The sequence below is a fragment of the Nocardiopsis sp. NPDC006139 genome (assembly GCF_040614155.1).
Taxonomy (GTDB): Bacteria; Actinomycetota; Actinomycetes; order Streptosporangiales; family Streptosporangiaceae; genus Nocardiopsis; species Nocardiopsis changdeensis.
Map to the genome: position 1 here is coordinate 1 of NZ_JBEXTT010000004.1, position 19,860 is coordinate 19,860.

At 69.7% G+C, this 19,860-nt stretch carries 20 protein-coding genes; 16 read left to right on the forward strand and 4 right to left on the reverse strand.

Annotated elements, in window-relative coordinates; genetic code table 11:
* The 15 genes from ABZ249_RS06160 to ABZ249_RS06230 form a co-directional block, all read left to right on the forward strand.
* Nucleotides 1-1,587, forward strand: a 1,587-nt coding sequence (locus ABZ249_RS06160; RefSeq protein WP_355257969.1) for a cation-translocating P-type ATPase, incomplete at its 5' end; no start/stop codon positions are given.
* On the forward strand, nt 1,584-2,099 hold the full coding sequence (gene lspA, locus ABZ249_RS06165; RefSeq protein ID WP_355257972.1) for a signal peptidase II: 516 nt from the start codon (nt 1,584-1,586) through the stop codon (nt 2,097-2,099). The genes ABZ249_RS06160 and lspA, both read left to right, overlap by 4 nt.
* On the forward strand, nt 2,090-2,680 hold the full coding sequence (locus ABZ249_RS06170) for a cadmium resistance transporter (protein ID WP_355257975.1): 591 nt from the start codon (nt 2,090-2,092) through the stop codon (nt 2,678-2,680). The genes lspA and ABZ249_RS06170 overlap by 10 nt, the downstream gene beginning before the upstream one ends.
* Nucleotides 2,681-3,028: 348 nt before the next feature.
* Nucleotides 3,029-3,940 carry a cation diffusion facilitator family transporter gene (locus ABZ249_RS06175; RefSeq protein ID WP_355257978.1) on the forward strand — a complete coding sequence of 304 codons (912 nt, stop codon included), beginning with the start codon at nt 3,029-3,031 and terminating at the stop codon, nt 3,938-3,940.
* 128 nt (nt 3,941-4,068) lie between these two features.
* Complete coding sequence (locus ABZ249_RS06180; protein WP_355257981.1) at nt 4,069-4,461, forward strand: hypothetical protein; 393 nt, start codon at nt 4,069-4,071, stop codon at nt 4,459-4,461.
* Nucleotides 4,462-4,596: 135 nt separating this feature from the next.
* Entirely contained in the window at nt 4,597-5,289 is a 693-nt protein-coding gene (locus tag ABZ249_RS06185) for a thioredoxin domain-containing protein (protein WP_355257984.1), read from the forward strand.
* The gene (locus ABZ249_RS06190; RefSeq protein WP_355257987.1) at nt 5,286-5,930 is read left to right on the forward strand and encodes a vitamin K epoxide reductase family protein; all 645 of its coding nucleotides are present in this window, start codon (nt 5,286-5,288) and stop codon (nt 5,928-5,930) included. The genes ABZ249_RS06185 and ABZ249_RS06190 overlap by 4 nt, the downstream gene beginning before the upstream one ends.
* 134 nt (nt 5,931-6,064) lie before the next feature.
* Nucleotides 6,065-7,045 carry a cytochrome c oxidase assembly protein gene (locus tag ABZ249_RS06195; protein ID WP_355257990.1) on the forward strand — a complete coding sequence of 327 codons (981 nt, stop codon included), beginning with the start codon at nt 6,065-6,067 and terminating at the stop codon, nt 7,043-7,045.
* Between the two features lie 167 nt (nt 7,046-7,212).
* On the forward strand, nt 7,213-7,845 hold the full coding sequence (locus tag ABZ249_RS06200) for a TlpA disulfide reductase family protein (RefSeq protein ID WP_355257993.1): 633 nt from the start codon (nt 7,213-7,215) through the stop codon (nt 7,843-7,845).
* Entirely contained in the window at nt 7,845-8,651 is an 807-nt protein-coding gene (locus ABZ249_RS06205; protein WP_355257996.1) for a cytochrome c biogenesis protein CcdA, read from the forward strand. Before ABZ249_RS06200 ends, ABZ249_RS06205 begins: the two co-directional genes overlap by 1 nt.
* A 112-nt stretch (nt 8,652-8,763) precedes the next feature.
* Nucleotides 8,764-10,272: a cytochrome c biogenesis protein ResB gene (locus tag ABZ249_RS06210; RefSeq protein WP_355258738.1), complete on the forward strand. Its 1,509-nt coding sequence runs from the start codon at nt 8,764-8,766 to the stop codon at nt 10,270-10,272.
* Entirely contained in the window at nt 10,269-11,261 is a 993-nt protein-coding gene (gene ccsB, locus ABZ249_RS06215) for a c-type cytochrome biogenesis protein CcsB (protein ID WP_355257999.1), read from the forward strand. The genes ABZ249_RS06210 and ccsB overlap by 4 nt, the downstream gene beginning before the upstream one ends.
* An 88-nt stretch (nt 11,262-11,349) precedes the next feature.
* A complete protein-coding gene (locus tag ABZ249_RS06220; protein WP_355258002.1) occupies nt 11,350-11,760 on the forward strand; it encodes a hypothetical protein in 411 nt (136 codons plus the stop codon).
* Nucleotides 11,761-11,915: 155 nt separating this feature from the next.
* Nucleotides 11,916-13,073 carry a PLP-dependent cysteine synthase family protein gene (locus ABZ249_RS06225; protein WP_355258005.1) on the forward strand — a complete coding sequence of 386 codons (1,158 nt, stop codon included), beginning with the start codon at nt 11,916-11,918 and terminating at the stop codon, nt 13,071-13,073.
* Nucleotides 13,070-14,395 (forward strand): MFS transporter, encoded by a 1,326-nt coding sequence (locus ABZ249_RS06230; RefSeq protein ID WP_355258008.1) that lies wholly within the window; start codon nt 13,070-13,072, stop codon nt 14,393-14,395. Before ABZ249_RS06225 ends, ABZ249_RS06230 begins: the two co-directional genes overlap by 4 nt.
* Before the next feature lie 120 nt (nt 14,396-14,515).
* Here the strand turns inward: ABZ249_RS06230 and ABZ249_RS06235 are convergent, their stop codons facing one another.
* The 3 genes from ABZ249_RS06235 to ABZ249_RS06245 form a co-directional block, all read right to left on the reverse strand.
* The gene (locus ABZ249_RS06235) at nt 14,516-15,523 is read right to left on the reverse strand and encodes a C40 family peptidase (protein ID WP_355258011.1); all 1,008 of its coding nucleotides are present in this window, start codon (nt 15,521-15,523) and stop codon (nt 14,516-14,518) included.
* A 945-nt stretch (nt 15,524-16,468) separates the two neighbouring features.
* Nucleotides 16,469-17,086: a methyltransferase gene (locus ABZ249_RS06240; RefSeq protein WP_355258014.1), complete on the reverse strand. Its 618-nt coding sequence runs from the start codon at nt 17,084-17,086 to the stop codon at nt 16,469-16,471.
* Between the two features lie 236 nt (nt 17,087-17,322).
* A complete protein-coding gene (locus ABZ249_RS06245; RefSeq protein WP_355258017.1) occupies nt 17,323-17,688 on the reverse strand; it encodes a metalloregulator ArsR/SmtB family transcription factor in 366 nt (121 codons plus the stop codon).
* Between the two features lie 175 nt (nt 17,689-17,863).
* Between ABZ249_RS06245 and ABZ249_RS06250 the strand changes: the two genes are divergently transcribed.
* The gene (locus tag ABZ249_RS06250; RefSeq protein WP_355258020.1) at nt 17,864-18,640 is read left to right on the forward strand and encodes a DUF6796 family protein; all 777 of its coding nucleotides are present in this window, start codon (nt 17,864-17,866) and stop codon (nt 18,638-18,640) included.
* Nucleotides 18,641-18,892: 252 nt separating this feature from the next.
* Here the strand turns inward: ABZ249_RS06250 and ABZ249_RS06255 are convergent, their stop codons facing one another.
* On the reverse strand, nt 18,893-19,645 hold the full coding sequence (locus ABZ249_RS06255) for a DUF2637 domain-containing protein (RefSeq protein WP_355258023.1): 753 nt from the start codon (nt 19,643-19,645) through the stop codon (nt 18,893-18,895).
* Nucleotides 19,646-19,860: the final 215 nt, after the last annotated feature.

Genomic DNA, 19,860 nt, shown 5'->3' on the forward strand with positions numbered 1-19,860 from the left:
CGCACCCGGCGCGGCCTGCGCGCCCTGCTGGACCTGGTCCCCGACCAGGCCCGGGTGCTGCGCGACGGCGTGGAGCATACCGTGGACCCGGCCGACCTGGCCGTGGGCGACACCCTGGTGGTGCGTCCCGGGGAGCGCGTGGCCACCGACGGTGTCATCGCCTCCGGGCACACCAGCCTGGACACCTCCGCCATCACCGGCGAGTCCGTCCCCGTCGAAGCGGCCCCCGGGGACGAGGTGTTCGCCGGTTCCATCAACGGCACCGGCGTGCTGGAGGTCACCGTGACCACCACGGCGGCAGACAACTCCCTGGCCCGCATCGTGTCCATCGTGGAGGCCGAGCAGTCCCGCAAGGGCGCCGGGCAGCGCCTGGCGGACAAGATCGCCAAACCGCTGGTGCCCGGGGTGATGATCGCCGCCGTGCTCATCGCCGCCCTGGGGTCGCTGTTCGGCGACCCGCTGACCTGGATCGAACGTGCCCTGGTCGTACTGGTGGCGGCCTCGCCGTGCGCGCTGGCCATCTCCGTGCCCGTCACCGTCGTGGCCGCGATCGGCGCCGCCTCCAAGCACGGCACCCTGGTCAAGGGCGGAGCCGCCCTCGAAGCGATGGGGCGGGTCAGGACCGTTGCTTTGGACAAGACCGGCACCCTGACCCGCAACCGCCCTGCTGTCATCGAGACCGTCCCGGCCCCAGGGCACTCGGCCGAGCGGGTGCTGGCGGTGGCCGCCGCGCTGGAGGAGCGCAGCGAACACCCCCTGGCCCGCGCCATCTTGGCCGCCGCCCCCGCACCGGAGCGTGCTGAGGGCGTGGAGGCGGTCACCGGTGCCGGGCTCACCGGCACCCTGCACGGCCGCACCGTGCGGCTGGGCCGACCGGGCTGGATCGAGGCCGGACCCCTGGCCCGGGACGTGGAGCGGATGCAGCACGCCGGGGCCACCGCCGTCCTGGTCGAGGACTCCGGCGCCGTGATCGGCGCCATCGCGGTGCGCGACGAGTTGCGCCCCGAAGCAGGCGAGGTCGTTTCCTCCCTGCGCGCTGCGGGCTACCGGGTGGTGATGCTCACCGGCGACAACCACGCCACCGCCGCCGCCCTGGCCGCCCAGGCGGGCATCGACCCCGGCGACGTGCACGCCGACCTGCGCCCCGAGGACAAGTCCCGCCTCGTCGGCGAACTCCGCTCGGGCGGTCCGGTGGCGATGGTGGGCGACGGCGTCAACGACGCACCCGCCCTGGCCACCGCCGACCTGGGCATCGCGATGGGTGCGATGGGCACCGACGTGGCCATCGAGACCGCCGACGTCGCCTTGATGGGCGAGGACCTGCGCCACCTGCCCCGCGTTCTGGCGCACGCCCGCCGCTCCCGGGCCATCATGTGGCAGAGCGTGGGACTGTCGCTGGCCATCATCATCGGCCTGATGCCCCTGGCCCTGTTCGGCGTCCTGGGTCTGGCCGCGGTCGTGCTGGTGCACGAGGTGGCCGAGGTCGTGGTCATCGGCAACGGCATCCGCGCCGGACGCACCCGCCGCCTGGGACTGGCCCTTGGCGCCCCCGCATCGCCGCGCGAGCACGTGGAGGCCAGGGCGTGACGCCCACGACACCGGCCGCGGCCGGCACGCTCCCCCGGTGGGGCGTGCTGGCCGCCGCGTCCGCGCTCACCGCCACCGACCTGGCCCTGAAGGCCCTGGCCGAACACCGGCTGACCGGCGGATCCGGCCCGCACCTCCTGGGGGTACTGGAGTTGCGCCTGACTTACAATCCCGGCGTCGCCTTCAGCCTGGGGGCGACCCTGCCCGCCTGGATCATCGTGGCCGTCACCGGACTCATCACCGTCGCCGTGGCCGCCTACACCTGGCGCACAACCCCCACCACCCCCCTGCTGGGCCGTATCGGCCTGGCCGGGGTGTTGGGCGGGGCGCTGGCCAACCTCATCGACCGCGGACTGGACGGCGTGGTCACCGACTACCTGCACACCGGTTGGTGGCCCACCTTCAACCTCGCCGACGCCTTCATCGTCGTCGGCGCGGTGCTCATCGTGCTCACCGCCGCCCGCCAGGGCGCGCCGGAACCGTCCGGCAAGGACCCCGCCCCGTGGACCTGATCATCATCGCCCAGGCCGTCGGCCTGTTCACCGTCACCAACATCGACGACATCGTGGTGCTCGCGCTGTTCTTCGCCCAAGGCGCCGGGGAGCGCGGGACCACCGCGAAGATCGTGGCCGGGCAGTACCTGGGCTTCACAGCGATCCTGGCCGCCACGCTGGCCGCCACCTTCGGCGCGGGTTTCCTGCCCGAGGCGGTGCGCGCCTACTTCGGGCTGCTCCCCCTGTTGCTGGGCCTGCGCGCGGCCTGGAAGATGTGGCGCGGCGATGACGACGATGACGCCCCCGGTAGCAACAACGGTCCGGCCCTGCTCACCGTCGCCACCGTCACCTTCGCCAACGGCGGCGACAACATCGGCATCTACGTCCCCGTCTTCATCACCGTCGACCACACCGGCCTCGCCGTCTACACGGCGGTCTTCCTGCTCCTGGTCGGTGTGCTGTGCGCGGTCGGCAGGTTCCTGGCCACCCGCGCCCCCATCGCCCGCGCGCTCAGCCGCTGGGGCCACGTTCTGCTCCCCGCTGTCCTCATCGTCCTGGGCATCGTCATCCTGATCGAGGGTGGCGCCTTTGCACTGTAGGACCAGTCCACACACAGGGGTGAACCCACTGCATGGCAGGTGGCCCACTCATGTCGAAGGCGATGCGCCTGTCCGACACCGGCATGGTCACTGCGGGCCCTGTCCAAGGACCTGTAGCGCTTCCGGACCGGCACTCACGCGGACACCACGTCCCAGAAAGCCTGGGGCACGCCACTCTCAGGACCAACGCGAGAAAGATTGTACAGCTATTGCTGTATAGACAGCACAGACTGTATAAACAGTGGTGAGTGTATCGATGAAGTCGATGTCCGCTACCTGAGCCGCTCGAAGACCGACGGCATGAAGGGCCCGGCGCTCACATCCGACGCACCGACGAAGGGGGAAACGATGGGTGCGGGACACGACCACGGCCCGGTCACGGCCGGTGCCGCCAATAAACGCAAGCTCGCCCTGGTCCTGGGCATGATGCTCGTGGTGGCAGTGGTCCAGGTCACGGGGTCGGCGTTCAGCGGCAGCCTCGCCCTGCTCGCCGATGCCGGGCACACCGTCACCGACTCCCTGGGAGTCGCCCTCGCGCTGGCCGCGGTGTGGATCGCCGCCCGCCCCGCCGCTGGCAAGCGCACCTTCGGCCTCCAGCGCGCCGAGATCCTCGCCGCGGCCGTCAATGCGATCGTCCTGTTCGTCCTGTGCGGGTTCATCGTGATGGAGGCCGTGGAGCGGTTCCGCGAACCCGCGGAGGTGTCCGGGATCGGCATGGTCCTGGTCGCCGGGTTCGGCCTGGTGATGAACGTGGTGGCGCTGTTCGTCCTGAGGTCGGGCGCCAAGGAGAGCCTCAACGTCAAGGGCGCCTACCTGGAGGTGATGAGCGACGCACTCGCCTCCGTCGGAGTGATCCTCGGCGGCCTCATCGTGCTGTTCACCGGCTGGCAGCAGGCGGACACCCTGGTCTCCCTGGGCATCGCCGCGATCATCGTGCCCCGGGCCTGGTCGCTGCTCAAGGAGGCCGTGCACATCCTTCTGGAAGCCGCCCCCAAGGGCACGGACCTGGACGAACTGCGCTCCCATTTGATGGAGCACCCCGCGGTGGTCGATGTGCACGATCTGCACGTGTGGACCATCACCTCCGGAGTGCCGGTGATGTCCGCGCATGTGGTCGTCGCCGACGAGGACCTGGGCGACACCGGGCGGATGCTCGACGAACTGCACGAGTGCCTGGCCGGGCACTTCGACGTGGAGCACTCCACCCTGCAACTGGAGCCACCCGGCCACACCCACCACGAAGGCGCCCTCCACGTGTGACCCCGATGTTCGGATCCGTGGTCGGAGCAGGAGGCGGGCCCGCGGGCTGCGGACGTCCGCAGCACCGCCTCCGTTCCCAAAGCCGCCCCTGAGCCACCGAGTACTCACCCGGGGGTACAGTGCCTCTCATGAGGAACGCCATCGGCACCGGACGCCTGAGCACCATCGCGGTGCTGCTGAGCGTGCTCGTGCTGATGTCCCTCGCCTGCTCCCTGGTGCGGTCCGACGACACGGCGGTCCCGGTCGTGCCGGTGGCCTCACAGCCCATCACCGATGTCGGCTCTGTGGAGACCGCGAACGGATCCGGGTCCGGTGACGCGCAGGCTTCCCACCCCTGCGGGGTTCCGCAGAGCCAGCCCTCCGGCCCGTCGAGTCCGCTGCTCAGAGTCCTCACCTTCCTGCCCCTGCTCGAACTGTTCGAGCCACCGGCGGCGGACACCTCACCCCGACCGGCCACAGAGGCCCTTCCCGTGCGCCACGGGGAAGGGCTGCTGACCTTCCTCTGCGTTCAACGGGTGTAGATCACGGCGGCGCGCGGGCCGAGAGTCTTCCGCGCGCCACATCGCGCAAGCCGCCCGAGGCGGCTCCCGATTTTCCTTGTCGTGACCACGGGTCCGCAGGTTCCACGACCGCGGCCCCGGTAGGAGCCAACACCCGTGAACAAGAATCTGACCATCAGCCTGGCCATTCTGGCCGTGCTGGTCATCGTGCTGACCGCCGCCGCGTACATGTCCTCCGGTCCGTCATCCGCCCCGGCCTCGAACGGGGCCTCTCCACGTCCCGGAGCGCCTGACGCACCCGCCACCGCGTCGGCGGAAGTCCTGGTCCGGGAGGACAGCCGCCATCTCGACCAGGTCGAGGACGCTCAGGTCACCGTGGTGGAGTTCCTCGACTTCGAGTGCGAGGCCTGCGGTGCCCAGTTCCCCGTCATGGAGCGGATCCGTGAGGATTACGACGGCCGGATCGACTTCGTCATCCGCTACTTCCCGCTGCCCGGACACGGCAACTCCCGTCCGGCGGCGGCCGCGGTGGAGGCCGCGGCCCAGCAGGGCGCGCTGGAGGAGATGTACGCGCGCATGTTCGAGACCCAGACCGAGTGGGGTGAGTCCTCCGAGTCCCAGGTGGAGGTGTTCACCGGATTCGCCGAGGACCTGGACCTGGACATGGAGGAGTTCACCGCGGCCATGGTTTCGGAGGAGACCGCCGAGCGCGTCCAGGCCGACTTCGACGACGGCGTCACCGTGGGTGTACAGGGCACCCCGACCATCTTCGTCAACGGGGTCCAGACCCCGAGCATGCCCTCCTACGAGGCACTGGCGGAGATGATCGACGCGGAGCTGGCCGAATGATCACCGCCGAAGCCGAAGCGAAGGAACAGGAGCCCATCCGAGGTTCCGGGACGACGGTGATCGCCCGTGTCCTGCCCTGGCTGCTGGCCCTGGGCGGGGCCGTCGGCCTGCTCGCCGCCACCACCCTGCTGGTGGAGAAGATCCGCGTCCTCCAGGATCCCGGCCACGTACCCTCGTGCAGCATCAACCCGGTGCTGTCCTGCGGGACCGTCATGTCTACCCCGCAGGCCGAGGCGTTCGGCATCCCCAACCCGGTCCTGGGCGTCATCGGCTTCTCCGTGGTCACCACCATCGGGGTCGCCCTGCTGGCGGGGACCCGTCTTCCGCGCTGGTTCCACCTGGGCCTGTGGGCGGGCACCCTGTTCGGCGCGGGGTTCGTGCACTGGCTGATCTTCCAGAGCCTGTACCGCATCAACGCGCTGTGCCCGTACTGCATGGTCGTGTGGGCGGTGACCGTACCGATCTTCTGGTACGTCACCCTGCACGTCGTTCGGGAACGGCATCTGCCCCTGCCCCGTGGACTGGACCGCCACTTCGGGCTCCTGACCCGCTACCACAGCACCGTCCTGTGCCTGTGGGCCCTGTTGCTGACCGCGGCGATCACCCAGGCCTTCTGGACCTACTGGACCACCCTGCTGTAACCACCCGCGACCACCGCGCCCCGCCTGAGAGCCCGTACCACGGGTCATTCCGCCGCGGGGCGAGCGGTCGCATGCCCTCGGCCGCGATGAACGGCTCTTCTCCCACCCCCCTTTTCGACCCCTTGGAGGCGGTCGTGGATCACGACATGAACATGGACCACGGGATGTCCGGTCCCATGTGGATGCCCAGCGCTCCACCCACCCTGGAGGGCCTGCTGGCCTGGCAGCCCCAGCCCTACGCGCTGTTCCCACTCCTGGGCCTGCTGCTCGCCGTGCTGTATGGCCTGGGTGTGGTGCACCTGTGGAGACGCGGCGTGCGCTGGCCGGTCGGCAGGACGGTGAGCTGGGCCGTGGGTGTCCTCATGATCTGGGCGGTCACGGGCACCGGGATCGAGGCCTACGGCATGGCGCTGTTCAGCGTCCACATGTTCCAGCACATGATCCTGACGATGCTCGCCCCGGTGTTCCTCCTCCTAGGGGCACCGGTAACGCTCACGCTCAGAGCCCTGCCCGCGGGCAAAGGCCGCCGGGGCGCCCCGCGCCGGGCCCTGGTGTGGCTGCTGAACAGCCCCATCGCCAAGGTCGCCTCGCATCCGGCCTTCACGCTGTCGGCGTTCATCTTCAGCCTGTACGGCATCTACTTCACACCGCTCTTCGACACCCTGATGGGCAACGTCTGGGGCCACTACCTGATGCTGCTGCACTTCCTGGCCACCGGTGTGATCTTCTTCGGCCCCGTACTCCGGGTGGATCCCTGGCCCGGTCCGGAGAACTTCCTGCTGCGCATCCTCATGCTCATGGCGGGTCTGCCCTTCCACGCCTTCTTCGCCATCGCGGTGATGATGGCCGAAAGCCCGATCGTGGGCTTCTTCGCCTCACCGCCCCCTGCCTGGGACATCGACGTCGTGGAGGACCAGCTCTGGGCCGGTGGACTCACCTGGGTGTTCGGGGACATCCCGACGATCGTCGTGATGATCGTCCTCGCCGTCCTGTGGACCCGCTCCGACGCGCGCCTGGCCCGACGCAAGGACCGACAGGCCGACCGCGACGGCGACGCCGAACTCAAGGCCTACAACGCCTACCTGCAGCGGCTGGCCGAGCGCCGGCCCTCCTGAACACCCGCCCCACCCACAGAAAAGGGATCTCAGAGATGAACCCGTTGCCCGATATCGCCGCAGAGCCCGGCGGTCCCCCGGCACCGCCGCCGCGAAGACGGCACGCCGGTCCCCGCTCCGGCCCATTCCGGCCCGGACCCACCACGGGGGCGGCGGTCCTGGCCGCAGTGCTCGCCCTGACAGGCTGCTCCCAAAGCGCACCCGACGACTCCGCAACGGCGGACGCCGCCTCCGGCACCGCCGATGGGGCCGCGACCGTCTTCGCCGCCGCGGACCGGGTCGGCGCACCCGAGATCACCGGTACCGATCTGGACGGGGAGGAGATCTCCCTGACTGACTACACCGGCCGCGTCCTCGTGCTCAACATCTGGGCCAGTTGGTGCGGCCCCTGCCGGGCCGAGCAGCCGGTCCTGGACGAGGTGCACGCCGAATACCGAGGACTGGGGGTCGACTTCCTGGGCGTCAACACCAAGGACGACGAGACCGCGGCCCGCGCCTACACGAAGGCCCAGGAGGTCGCCTACCCCAGCCTGTACGACCAGCCCGGCGAGATCACCCAGGCCTTCCGCGACACCGTTCCGCCCAGAGCGATCCCCAGCACGCTGGTCATCGACCCCGAGGGCCGCATCGCCGCCCGTGTCATCGGCGCCACCACCTACGGCCAGCTCACCGGCCTGTTGGACCCGATCGTCGTCGAGTACGGGCTCGGCGACCCGGCACAACGCCCACGTGCCGCCGACCAGGAGGCCACGCCCTCCCCGGGCCCGACCGCGGAGGCCTCCGAGGCGGGTGGGCGGTGATGGACCCGATCGGCTCCGCCGTCCTGGGCGGTTCGCTGCTGCTGGCCGCCCCGCTGGCCCTGGCCGCCGGCCTGGTGTCCTTTCTGTCCCCCTGCGTGCTTCCCCTGGTCCCGGGATATCTGTCCTACGTCTCGGGGATGAGCGGGGCCGAGGCCGGGCGTCGCAGGGGCGTCGGCACCACCTCGGGCGGACCCGCTGTGAAAGAGGTCGATGAGGACCTCACCCGGAACCGCCGGACGATGGTGCTCGGCAGCCTGCTCTTCGTGGCCGGGTTCACCCTCGTGTTCGTTTCCGTCGGCGGCTTCATCGGCTGGCTGGGCGACCTCCTCATCGACTACACCGAGCCCATCACCCGCGTTCTGGGCGCGCTGACGATCCTGCTCGGGCTCGCCTTCATGGGGCTGGTCCCGGGGATGGGACGCGAGTTCCGGTTCCACCGTGTCCCCCGGGCCGGTCTGGCCGGGGCGCCGCTGCTCGGGATCCTCTTCGGCCTGGGCTGGACACCGTGTATCGGACCGACCCTGGCGGCGGTCCAGTCCCTGGCGTTCACCGAGGGCGGGGTGGGGCGGGGCATGCTCCTGTCCCTGTTCTACTGCCTGGGATTGGGCGCACCCTTCATCCTTGCATCGGTGCTCTACCGGCGCGCGCTCACCGCGTTCACATGGCTGCGCCGACGCACGCGGACGATCATGGTCGCCGGGGGCGCGATGCTGGTCCTCATCGGGCTGGCCATGGTCACCGGCCTGTGGACCGAGTTGACGGTCATCGCCCAAGGGTGGACCGCGGGTTTCCGGACGGTGATCTGACATGGCGACGCACCTCTCGGACCCGCCGCGGACCGCCGCCTCCCCGGACGGGAGCGGTGGCGGTTTCGGCCTCTCGGGGTGGGCGCGATGGGCCTGGCGCACGCTCACCTCCATGCGCACCGCCCTGATCCTGCTGTTCCTCCTGGCGCTGGGGGCGATCCCCGGGTCGATCCTTCCCCAGAACGTCGTCAGCATGGACCAGGTCAACGCCTACCGGCAGGACAACCCCGAACTGTCGGTGTGGCTGGACCGCCTGTACCTCTTCGATGTCTTCGCCTCACCCTGGTACGGGGCCGTCTACCTGCTGCTCTTCGTCTCCCTGGCCGGTTGTGTCGTCCCCCGCGCCCTGGTGCACGCCCGGGCGGTGCGGGTCCGGCCGGTGCCCACGCCCCGCAATCTGGGCCGGATGCCCTACTCCGCCCGCTTCACCACGTCGGCCCCGCCCGAGATCGTCCTGACGCGGGCCCGGCGGGCGCTGCGCCGGTACCGGGCGGACCGCCACGGCGACTCGCTCTCGGCCGAGACCGGATACCTGCGCGAGGCCGGGAACGTCCTGTTCCACGTCGCCCTGCTCGGCCTGCTGGTGTGCCTGGCGGCCGGTGCGTTCTTCGGTTACCGGGGCAACATGCTCATCGTCGAGGGTGACGGATTCGCCAACGCCCTGCCGTCCTACGACGCGATCTATCCCGGTTTCTGGACGGACACCGATGACATGGCCCCCTTCACCCTGCACCTGCGGGAGTTCGAGGCCGCCTTCATCGAAGATGAGCGGCGCCGGGGCCAGGCGGCCTCCTTCGTCGCCGACATGACCTATACCGGGGCTCCGGGGGAACCGGAGCGGACTCACCGGCTGGAGGTCAACCACCCGATCGACGTGAGCGGTGTGCAGGTCTACCTCCTGGGGCACGGCTACGCCCCGGTGTTCGAGGTCCGCAACGCCGACGGCGACCTGGTCTTCGACCGCGCGGTGCCGTTCCTGTCGCGCGACACCGTCTCCTACACCTCGGACGGGGTCGTCAAGGTCCCCGACACCGGAGCCGAGGGGCTGGGCTTCAGCGGAGTGTTCCTGCCCAGTGCGAAGGAGACGCCCGACGGGGAGCTCGTCTCCGACTTCCCCGCGCCGCGGAACCCGCGGGTGACCCTGGAGGGCTACCGCGGTGACCTGGGGATGGACGAAGCGCAGTCGGTCTACCGGCTCGACACCTCGCGTATGGCCCCCATCGGGGAATCCCCGGTCCTCGCGGTCGGCGACAGCTGGGAGCTGCCCGACGGCTCGGGAACCGTCACCTTCACCGGGGTCCGCGACTACGTGGCGCTACAGAGCAACCGAGACGCGGCCCGCCTGCCCGCCCTGGCCAGCGCCGCCGCAGCGGTGGTCGGCCTGCTGACGACCCTGTTCGTACGCCCCCGCCGGGTGTGGGTGCGCGCGACCGCCGACGGAGAGGGCGGAACCCGCGTGGAGCTGGCCGGACTCGGCAAGACCGAGGCCGCCGGGGACAACGCTGAGTTCCACGAGATCACCCGACGCCTCGTCGCACACCTCGAACACCCGAGGAACGGGACCCCGCACCCCGTGCTGAACACACCCGATCAACACCCCCGGGAAGGAAGTGACCGATGACGAACACCACCGACATGGTCGTGAACGAGACCATGGCCTCCCTCAGCGACACCCTGGTCATCGCCATGATCGTGACCTACGCCGCGGCCCTGTTCCTGTTCGCGACCGAGGCGGCCTACGGGCGGCGGACCAGGCTCAGGGCGGGACGGCTGATGCCGGTCGGCGCAGGTGCCGTCGAGGGACACGACACGCGCATCGACGTCGACGTGCGGACCGGGGAGGGCCGGGCCCGCGCACCGCGCAGCGTCATGGGCGGGATCGCGCTGGGCCTCACAGGGCTGGGCTTCCTCATGGGAATCGCCCAGATCATCGCCCGGGGCGTGGCGGCGGGCCGCTGGCCCTGGGGCAACATGTTCGAGTTCGTGGTGGCCATGTGCCTGGTCGCCGTCGGCGGTCTGCTCTACGCCTCCTGGCGCTACCAGGCCCGATTCCTGGGCACGTTCGTGCTGGTCCCGGTGCTGATCCTGCTGGGCATCGGCGTCAAGTGGCTCTATATCGACCCCGGCCCCCTGGTTCCGGCCCTGGACTCCTACTGGGTGCCGATCCACGTCACCGCGGCCATCGTCTCCGGGGGCGCCTTCATGGTCTCCGGAGTCGCCGGACTCGCCTACCTGGCGTCGTACGGAGCCCAGGCGAAGCAGGCCCGCGGCGAGGAGGCTCTGGGGGTGGCCGGGCGACTGCCGAGCCCCGAACTGCTGGACCGCATCTCGCACCGCTTCGTGTTGTTCGCGTTCCCGCTGTGGACCTTCGGCATCATCGCCGGGTCGATCTGGGCGGACGAGGCCTGGGGCCGCTTCTGGGGCTGGGACCCCAAGGAGGTCTGGTCGTTCATCTCCTGGGTCGTCTACGCCGCCTACCTGCACGCGCGCGCGACCGGCGGGTGGCGCGGGCCCAAGGCGACGTGGATCAACGTGCTGGGCTTCGCGACGATCCTGTTCAACTTCTTCGTCGTGAACTACATGATCAGCGGCCTGCACTCCTATGCCTGACCGATGGCCGGGACCACTGCCCCGGTGACCCCCGCCACACCATGGAGAACACCCGCGATCAGAGGGTCACTTTGAGTAGCATTCCCGTGTGAGGCATACGGCGGCAGCACTGCGGCGGCACAGGGCGTTCCCCGTGCTGCTGGTGCTCGCCGCCGTCCTTCACCTGCTGTGCGCGGCGGGGCACGGCACCCCTGAGGGACCGGTGGCGCAGACGTCGTCCCTCTGGTTCTCCGAGCGGTCGGAGGATCCCTCCTCGGCGACCCACGGGGACACCTGTGAGGACCACCACAAGGGCGGCACGGAACTGGGCACGTCCCAGGAGCGCGGCCCCCACGATCACGCCTTCCCGCCTCTGACCGTCCCGGTCGTCGCGGCCCTGGACGTCGACCCGTGGCCCTCCGTCCCCACGTACGCCGTGCGCGGGCACAACACCCGGCGCATGCGGCGCCGCCGCACCGGCGACCCACCGCAGTCCGCCCTCTGTGTGTGGCGCATATAGGAGCTCTCACCGGTCCCACCGGCCCGGCCCGGGCAGGACCGCCAGCGCCCTTCGACATCCGCAGCGCCAGCCCCCGCGGGAGCCCGTCCGAGACGGTGCCCGCGTATCCCCGGCAACGGGGGGCAGGGGGTGGTGCGGTCACGTGAGAGACGACCATGCACACCGACACGACGGGCACGACCGTGCCCGAAACCAGCCCTGCGCAGTTCCTGGCCATCCCGGCCACGGCCGTCCGCCACACCCCGGCCGGGACCGTGGGCAACACCCCGGTCCTGTGGGTGGGGGAACCCTACTGCCGCCCCCGGCGCGGCTTCTGGGCCAAACTCGAAGGCCACAACCCCGGAGGTATCAAGGACCGGCCCGCCCTGCACATGATCGAGCGGGCCCGTACCGCCGGGGCCCTGAGGCCCGGGGCCCGTATCGTGGAATCGACCAGCGGCACCCTGGGCCTGGGCCTGGCCTTGGCCGGCATCACCTTCGGCCACCCGGTCACCGTGGTGACCGACCCGGAGATGGAACCGCTCATGCTGCGGCTCCTCAAGGCCTACGGTGCCACCCTGGAGATCGTCGACACGCCCCACCCGACGGGCGGGTGGCAGCGGGCCCGACGGGACCGGGTGGACGCCCTGCTCTCCGCGGACCCGACCGCGTACTGTCCCGACCAGTACGGCAATCCGCACAACGTCAGTGCTTACAGCGGCCTGGCGCGGGAGCTCATCGCCCAGTTGGGGCGCATCGACATCCTGGTGGCCAGTGTGGGGACCGGGGGTCACTCCGCAGGCGTGGCCCGGGAGCTGCGCCGGTTCCTGCCCGGCCTCACCGTCGTCGGCGTGGACTCTGTCGGTTCGCGGATCTTCGGCCAACCGGTCTCCTCCCGCCTGATGCGGGGGCTGGGAAGCAGCATCGTGCCGCGCAACGTCGACCACGCCGCCTTCGACGAGGTCCACTGGATCGATCCGGCCCAGGCGGTCCGCGGAGCGCGCACCCTGGCCGCCTCCCACTACACGAGCGGAGGCTGGAGCGTGGGCGCGGTGGCCACCGTCGCCCGCTGGCTCGCACATACGCGGCCCGAGACCGAACGCATCGCGGCCGTCTTCCCCGACGGCCCCCAACGCTACTTCGACACCGTCTTCAACGACGACTACTGCGAGGAGCACGGGCTGCTCGGACAGGAGCCGCCCGACGAACCGGACGAGATCACCGCACCTTCTGATCAGGCGGCCACCGGTTGGACGCGGTGCACCAAGATCCCGATCCCCGCATACTCCGGGAAGGCCGGGACGGCGGACACGGCGAAGCAGGGGCGGCGATGACCACCATGTGGACACGGCTGCGGTCCTTCGACCGTGGTGTACGGCTCCTGATGTTCAACCAGTTGACCATCAACGCGGCGTTCTTCATGCTCATGCCTTACCTCGCCTTCCACCTGACCGAGAGCGTCGGCATGGCGGTGTGGGCCGTCGGCCTGGTCCTGGGCACCCGCAACCTTTGCCAGCAGGGGATGTTCCTCATCGGGGGCGGCCTCGCCGACGTGTTCGGGTACAAGGCGGCGATCATGGCGGGGTGTGTCCTGCGCACGGTGGGCTTCGCCGCCCTGGGCTTCGCCGATTCCTTGATCGTGCTGCTGCTCGCCTCGGCGGCCACCGGGTTCGCCGGGGCCCTGTTCAATCCGGCCGTGCGCGCCTACCTCGCGCAGGCCGCGGGCGAGCGCAGGGTGGAGGCCTTCGCCCTGTTCAACGTGTTCTACCAGGTGGGTTCGCTGGCCGGGCCGCTGGTGGGGATGGCACTCATCGCGGTGGACTTCTCACTGGTCGCGGTGGTAGCAGCGGCTCTGTTCCTGGTCCTGACCGTGCTCCAGGCCCTGGCCCTGCCACGCCGCGGTCGGGCCGGCGGGGAGTCCGCCGACGTCCGGCCTCCGGGGGTACTCGCCGATACCCGGAAGGTCTTCGCCGACACCCGGTTCCTGGTGATCTCCCTGGCGATGGCGGGATCCTACGTCCTGGGTTTCCAGGTCTACCTGGCCCTGCCCCTGGCGACGCGGCAGGCCGTGATCGCCGGAGGACTCGATGCCGTCCACGGGCAGGTGGCGGTCGCCGCGCTGTTCGTCGTCTCGGCCCTGGTGACGATCGCGGGCCAGGTGCGGCTGGCCTCCTGGGTCCAGCGGCGCTGGGGCCCGGAACAGGCCCTGCCCGGCGGGGTGCTCATCATGGCGGCGGCCTTCCTGCCGATGCTGCTCTCGCCGGTCGCGGTCGACGCGGCCCGTGGAATCGGATCGCCGCTCCTGGCGCTGGCCGTGGTCACGGCCCCGGGGACGGTCACGGTGGGCCTGCTGGGACTGGGGACGATGCTGGCCTATCCCTTCGAGATGGACACCGTGGTGCGGCTGGCGGGGAAGGGGTCCGTGGCCCTGCACTACGGCCTGTACAACACCGTTTCGGGGATCGGCATCACCGTGGGGAACCTCGTGGTGGGTGCGGGACTCGACGCGGACCCACCCGTCTCGGCGGCCGTGGTGTGGCTCTGCCTCGCCGGGTTCGGCGCCGTGTGCGCCTTGGTGGTCTGGCTACTGGGACGCGCAGGTTGGTACGCGGCTCCCCCGGTGGAACGGGAGCCGACCGGTCCCACCCGCGGTTGACGGCGCCCGGTTCGTGATGGTTCCGGCCATTCGAGAAGGGCTGTTCGCCGCGGCTCCGGTCGAGCCGGGTATCCTGCCCGACTGCTGGTGAGGGGGTCGGCCGACCCCCTCACCAGCACGTCACGGTCGGCGGGCGCCGACGAACTGGGCGGCCCAGTAGTCGGCGAGGCGGACCTCGGAGACGGTCTTCCCGCTGCTGGGGGCGTGGACCATCATGCCGTTGCCGACATAGAGGCCGTTGTGGCCCAGGTCGGGAAAGAAGAAGAGGATGTCGCCGGGCTGGAGATCCTCCCAGGCCACCGCGTTGGGCAGCTCCCACTGGCTGTAGGTGGTCCTGGGGATGCTCACACCCGCCGCGGCCCAGGAGGCCTGGGTCAGGCCGGAGCAGTCATAGCCGTTGGGGCCTGTTCCGCCCCAGAGGTAGGGCACACCGATCTTGCTGTAGGCGAAGTCGATGGCCGTGCGCGCGTTGCCCGAGGCAGACCCGGTGTACGCGGGCGTCGGCCCGTTCGGTGATTCACCCGAGGCCGTCGGGTCGTCCCCGTCGAAGGCCGCGAGCAGTTCCTCCTGCTCCTCAAGGGCCTCCTCCGCCTTCTCCTTGTTCTTCTCGACCTCCTTCAACTGCTCCTCGGCTTCGCCGTAGGCGATATCCGCCTCCTCCTTGAGAGCGATGAGCCGGGCGTCGCTCTCGGCGAAGTCCTCCAAACGCAGGCGGCTAGCCTCCGAAAGGTAGGAGAGGTCGGCGGCCTGCTCGAAGATCTCGGAGGGGTTGTCGACGAACAGGGCGGCGGCCACAGAGTCAGGGTCATTGGACTGGTAGCTGGTGCTGGCCAGTTCCCCGACCGACCGGCGCAGTTCGGCGTAGACCTCCTCCTCCGAACCGATCTGCCCTTCGAGGTCGTCCACTTCGGCTTCGGCCGCTTCGAAGACCTCTTCGGCCTCGTTGTAGTCCTGGACCAGGGTGCTGGTCTCCTCCAGGAGCTCCTCGATCCGCTGCTCCACCTCTTCGCGGGTGGGCTCGGGTTCGGCGTTGGCCACCGCCGTCGGGGCGAGGACCCCTCCGAAGGCGATGAACGCACCGCCCCAGAGGAGGCGACGGCGGGGACCGGAGTTTTTTCTCTTCTGCATGGAATGCCTTTCGATTCCGCGCCTGAGGCACGGAGAAAAGGGTCGCTGAACGGCGGTCCGACCCCGTGGGAGAAACGGGTGGATCGGATCGCTCTGTTTCAGATGAACGAATCAGTGTTCCTGGGTGAACCGCCGTATGCGTTCACGCTGAGTACGGGCGCGACGAAAACGGACGGATCAGCGGAGTGCCGTCGGTGTGGGACCCCTGCCGCAGAGAGCGGGTGGGCCGCACGGGCACAGGGGTCGGTCTACACCCGCCGAACGCACAAGGACACGAGAGCACGGACACCGCCGAGCGGCGCAGGGGTCCGCCACCGATGCGTGCGCATGGAGGCGGAGGAGGCACGAGGAGGGAGCGGCAGCCGGAGGAATCCGAAGACACCACTACCGAGGAGGACCGGCCCCCAGAAGGAAACACCACGCTGGTCGGCTACGCTCTCACCCTTCTCCCCGCAGTGACCATCCAGCGTTACGAAACCGGCTGCGGGTCCGTGGCCGTCCGACTCTTGGAGGGCCTCGACCACGACGGGGGCGATCGGCTCGGTGGGTTGTTCCCACGGGTGGCACAGGGATATGAGCACCGCCCCGATGACGAGCAGCAGCGAGACGACGATCCTCATCCGGGACCGCGGCGCTGCTTTCGCACAGGGATCGGGCACGGATGCGACAATACAGCAATTCCGGACCCGGAACGGACGTCAGGAACCCTGGGACTATTCAGAATCGGGCACAGTCCGGTTTCCCCGAACAATGGATGGGGCGGGCATCGGCCAGGCCCCGGAAAGGGAGGCGGCGCGAGCGGACGGATCCGGTTCACAGGACCCTGGTGAGCACAACACAAGAGGTAGGCGACCCCGCCGAGCGTGACCACGCCGACGATGAGGATCACACCCGGGGCGATCTTCGCCGCGCGGTCCCCCTCCGAGGGAGCTCAGCATCCTTCACTCATCGGGTCTCCTCGGTGTCGTCGGTGGGTGCCAGCCGTCCCAGCAGGGGTACGAAGCGCCCGGTGCGCGCGGCGTAGGCGCGGTAGGCGGCACCGTGGGTGCGCAGCAGGTACGGCTCCTCGACCAGACGCACCTGCACCTGGATCCCGGCGACCAACGCGAACAGGGCCGCCGCGGACAGGATCCCGGGCACAGCCAGGGCAAGGCCGATGAGCACGGCGGCCATGCCGGTGAAGATGGGGTTGCGTGCGAGTGCAAAGAGCCCTCCGATGACCAACTCGGTGTGCTCGTTCTCCTGGACCCCGATCCGCCAGGAATCACCCATCCCCGTCTGGGCGGCCAGGACCAGCAGCAGCCCGGCCGCCATGACCACGATGCCCGACCATCCGGCCAGGGGCGGGGAGTCGGAGCCGGTGGCGATCACTGCCAGGGGCGCCGCCAGTCCCAGGAGCAAAGCCAAAACGAACAGGCCCGTTCCCCACCAGGCCGCGGTGAACAGCCTGGTGTCGGGGCGCCGGAACCGGGTGTCGCCGGTGGCGCGCCAGGCTGTGAGGGTGCGTACCCCGAACGCCAGGACCAGCCCGGTCAAGTAGATCAGGAGTGCTATGACGCTCATCTCCGCCCTCCGACCAGATCGATCTCCGTGCCCGGAAGCACGGAGGCGGAAGCTGTGATCCGTTCACGGCGGCTGGTGCGGACGCCGTTGGCAATGGCCAGAACCTCGGCGAGCTCATGGGTGAGGATGTCCGGGGCCGACCCCTGGGCGGCGGGGGCGGGTGCGAGGTCCAGTGGCGGGCGGTTCCGGGGCGGCTCGGGGGCACCGTCGTCACCGCAGCACAGGTCGGACACGGCTCAGCCCTCTCTCACGGCGGGGTCGGCCTCGGGCAGCAGGAGGGACAGCAGGGCGCGGCCGGTGTCGGTGAGCCGGTACATGACGAGCTTGCCGTCGCGCCGCGAGGCCGCCAGTCCGGCGGTGCGCAGTTGCCGGACGTGGTGGGAGACGAGGTTCTGCGAGGAGGAGCAGACCCAGGCCAGGTCGCACACGCACAGCTCCTCCCCCACCGCCAGGGCGCGGGCGATCCGCAGCCGGGTGGGGTCGGCCAGGGCCTTGGCCCGCTCGGCGGCGGGCCGGATCTCGTCGTCGGCGGGCACGAGGGCGCGGACCGCCTCGGCCTGGGGCAGGTCGAGGCAGAGGAGTTCACAGGAGTCGGAGGACATACCAACAAACTAACTTACGTTGATATGTTTGGTCAATCAGAGGTCGACCAATGCCGTTGGTGGCCGAGCCCCAGGGATACCGCCCCTGACCACAGGACCCCTGGGCAACATGCATCGGCAGAAGTCGATCACAACCCGAGTGGACGATGAGTTGAGGAGACGACCCGTGCCCCCTATGAATCAGGCAGGAAAGAAGAACAGCACCCCACTCCGATGGTTGCGCCTGACGGGTGTCGCCGGGGTGATCGGCGCGATCATGTGGATCCTCGGAGACGTGCTCCTCATCGGCGCGACGGCGTCCGTGGCCGACTACCCGCTCGTCCTCGACACCTACGCGGACCGGGTCGACACGGAAAAGGCGGCCATGATGCTGCCGTCCTCCGAAACCCGACTGGCGGCGGGCGTTCTCGTCGCCAACGTGAGCGTCGTCTTCTACCTCGCCGGGACCTGGCACCTGTTCCGCGGGCTGTTGCCGGCTGGCCGCTGGTGGGCCTGGCCCCTGTTCGTCCTACTGTTGTGCGGCTTCGCCTGGACACCGCTGGGCCATGCCGCCTACTACTACATCGGGATGGTCTACAAGACCCTGCTGACCACCCCTTCAGGGGCCCACGAGGCGATCCTCGCCCTGGGCGAGCGATTCCACGAGGTCCTGGTGATCGCCTGGACCCTGCCGATCGTGACGATCGGCCTGGCCTTACTGGGCCTCGGCGTGCGGATCGCGCTCGGGGGGACCGCGTGGCCACGCTGGTTCGTCCTGGTCGCCAATCCGGTCTCGCTGCTGGCCATCGGCACGGCGATCGCCTCCGTCTCTCCTGAGCCGGTGGCGACCTGGTTGAGCGGAGCGGCGTTCAACCTCGGGCTGCTCGTCATCTATGTGCTGTCCACGATGCTTCTGTGGAACGGAGGACACAGACCCCCCACACACTCAACCCCTAGTGTTCTGAGTCGTTGATTCGATGAAGATATGCGGCGATGGTCACCGTTCGTGACCACAGGGAGGGCTCCATCAAGATCACTTCTTCCTCGCGCGATCGAGGAACCCCCACAGTGCGGGGAGCGGTCCGACTGGTGGTGGGAGGTTTCTGGGAGACGGGGGAACGGCTCCCAACCGCCGTGAAGGTTCCTCAACGGAACCCTCTGAACTGCACGAACGACCTCAATCGCAGATCGCCGCGACACTCGAACCACCTTGACACGGTGGTACTCATGGCTTCTCCATCGTCAACGCTGGCTCAGATTCGTCTTCTCGGATTCCGAGGCTCAGCAGAGCGTCGTCGAACCGCCCCTGGCGTCCCCACTGGCTGACCAGCCTCCCCCACCTCGGCCTTCGGCCGAAGGCGGACGCGATCTGCTCGCCCGTGGGCAACGAGCCGTGCCGACTCTGATGTTCCAGAGCCCACCGCCAGGCACGCACCTGGAGTTCAGCAGGCATAGCGCGAGTCGATGCCGTTCCGTTCGCTGCGTCCGTGTGCTGCTCGCGGACGACGTACAGTCCCGGATCGTCCGCCTGTTCGCCCTCGGAGAGAGGAACGGGATGTTCGTGCGTACGCTCTGCGTCAGCAGTGCGTACGCTCCTGGCCGCCGTGCGGAACTCGCGCATGAGCAGTTCGTACGCACCGATCAGCGCGAAGCTCGGCCAGGCGTGGATGATCCGCGACCACGTCGTGGGGTCGGCCACCGCGACGTTCGCTGCCAACGATGCGGCCGACCCGATGATCAGCAGGGTCCAGGGCAGGAGACCGCCCTTGCGGCCGTGGCGGGCGTCGCTCAGCAGCGTCATGGAGGCGCCGACGATCATGCCGTCCACCGACAGCGGGAACAGGGCGGCACGCCACTCCGGCTCGCCGTGGCGCAAGGCGAGTTCGTACATGTGCGAGTACGACACCACCGCCGCGATACCCGCGAGCATCAGCACGGCGGCGATGGTGATCCACCGCGACCAACGGGACTGCGTCATCACCGCTCACCACCCTGCCCGTTAACACGGACACCTCGCCCGTACTCGGGCAGCTCCACGGTCTGCTCGATGACCAGCCGCGCGTTCCCATCTGCCGTGTGCCCCGCAGGGGGCACACAAGACGGACCAGCGGGTTCACCCCGCTGACCAGGCGAGAAGGCGTCCTTCGGGACGCCTTTCGTGTTCCAGGGCACCGGGTCCTTCCACGGCACCCG

Excerpts from the sequence above, each read along its gene's own strand:
- ABZ249_RS06240 (WP_355258014.1), bottom strand. The coding sequence starts at position 17,086 with ATGAGCGTCATAGCACTCCTGATCTACTTGACCGGGCTGGTCCTGGCG.
- ABZ249_RS06225 (WP_355258005.1), top strand. The coding sequence starts at position 11,916 with ATGCACACCGACACGACGGGCACGACCGTGCCCGAAACCAGCCCTGCG.
- ABZ249_RS06180 (WP_355257981.1), top strand. The coding sequence starts at position 4,069 with ATGAGGAACGCCATCGGCACCGGACGCCTGAGCACCATCGCGGTGCTG.
- ABZ249_RS06175 (WP_355257978.1), top strand. The coding sequence starts at position 3,029 with ATGGGTGCGGGACACGACCACGGCCCGGTCACGGCCGGTGCCGCCAAT.
- ABZ249_RS06245 (WP_355258017.1), bottom strand. The coding sequence starts at position 17,688 with ATGTCCTCCGACTCCTGTGAACTCCTCTGCCTCGACCTGCCCCAGGCC.
- ccsB (WP_355257999.1), top strand. The coding sequence starts at position 10,269 with ATGACGAACACCACCGACATGGTCGTGAACGAGACCATGGCCTCCCTC.
- ABZ249_RS06255 (WP_355258023.1), bottom strand. The coding sequence starts at position 19,645 with ATGACGCAGTCCCGTTGGTCGCGGTGGATCACCATCGCCGCCGTGCTG.
- ABZ249_RS06235 (WP_355258011.1), bottom strand. The coding sequence starts at position 15,523 with ATGCAGAAGAGAAAAAACTCCGGTCCCCGCCGTCGCCTCCTCTGGGGC.
- ABZ249_RS06190 (WP_355257987.1), top strand. The coding sequence starts at position 5,286 with ATGATCACCGCCGAAGCCGAAGCGAAGGAACAGGAGCCCATCCGAGGT.
- ABZ249_RS06210 (WP_355258738.1), top strand. The coding sequence starts at position 8,764 with ATGCGCACCGCCCTGATCCTGCTGTTCCTCCTGGCGCTGGGGGCGATC.
- ABZ249_RS06205 (WP_355257996.1), top strand. The coding sequence starts at position 7,845 with ATGGACCCGATCGGCTCCGCCGTCCTGGGCGGTTCGCTGCTGCTGGCC.
- ABZ249_RS06230 (WP_355258008.1), top strand. The coding sequence starts at position 13,070 with ATGACCACCATGTGGACACGGCTGCGGTCCTTCGACCGTGGTGTACGG.
- ABZ249_RS06250 (WP_355258020.1), top strand. The coding sequence starts at position 17,864 with ATGAATCAGGCAGGAAAGAAGAACAGCACCCCACTCCGATGGTTGCGC.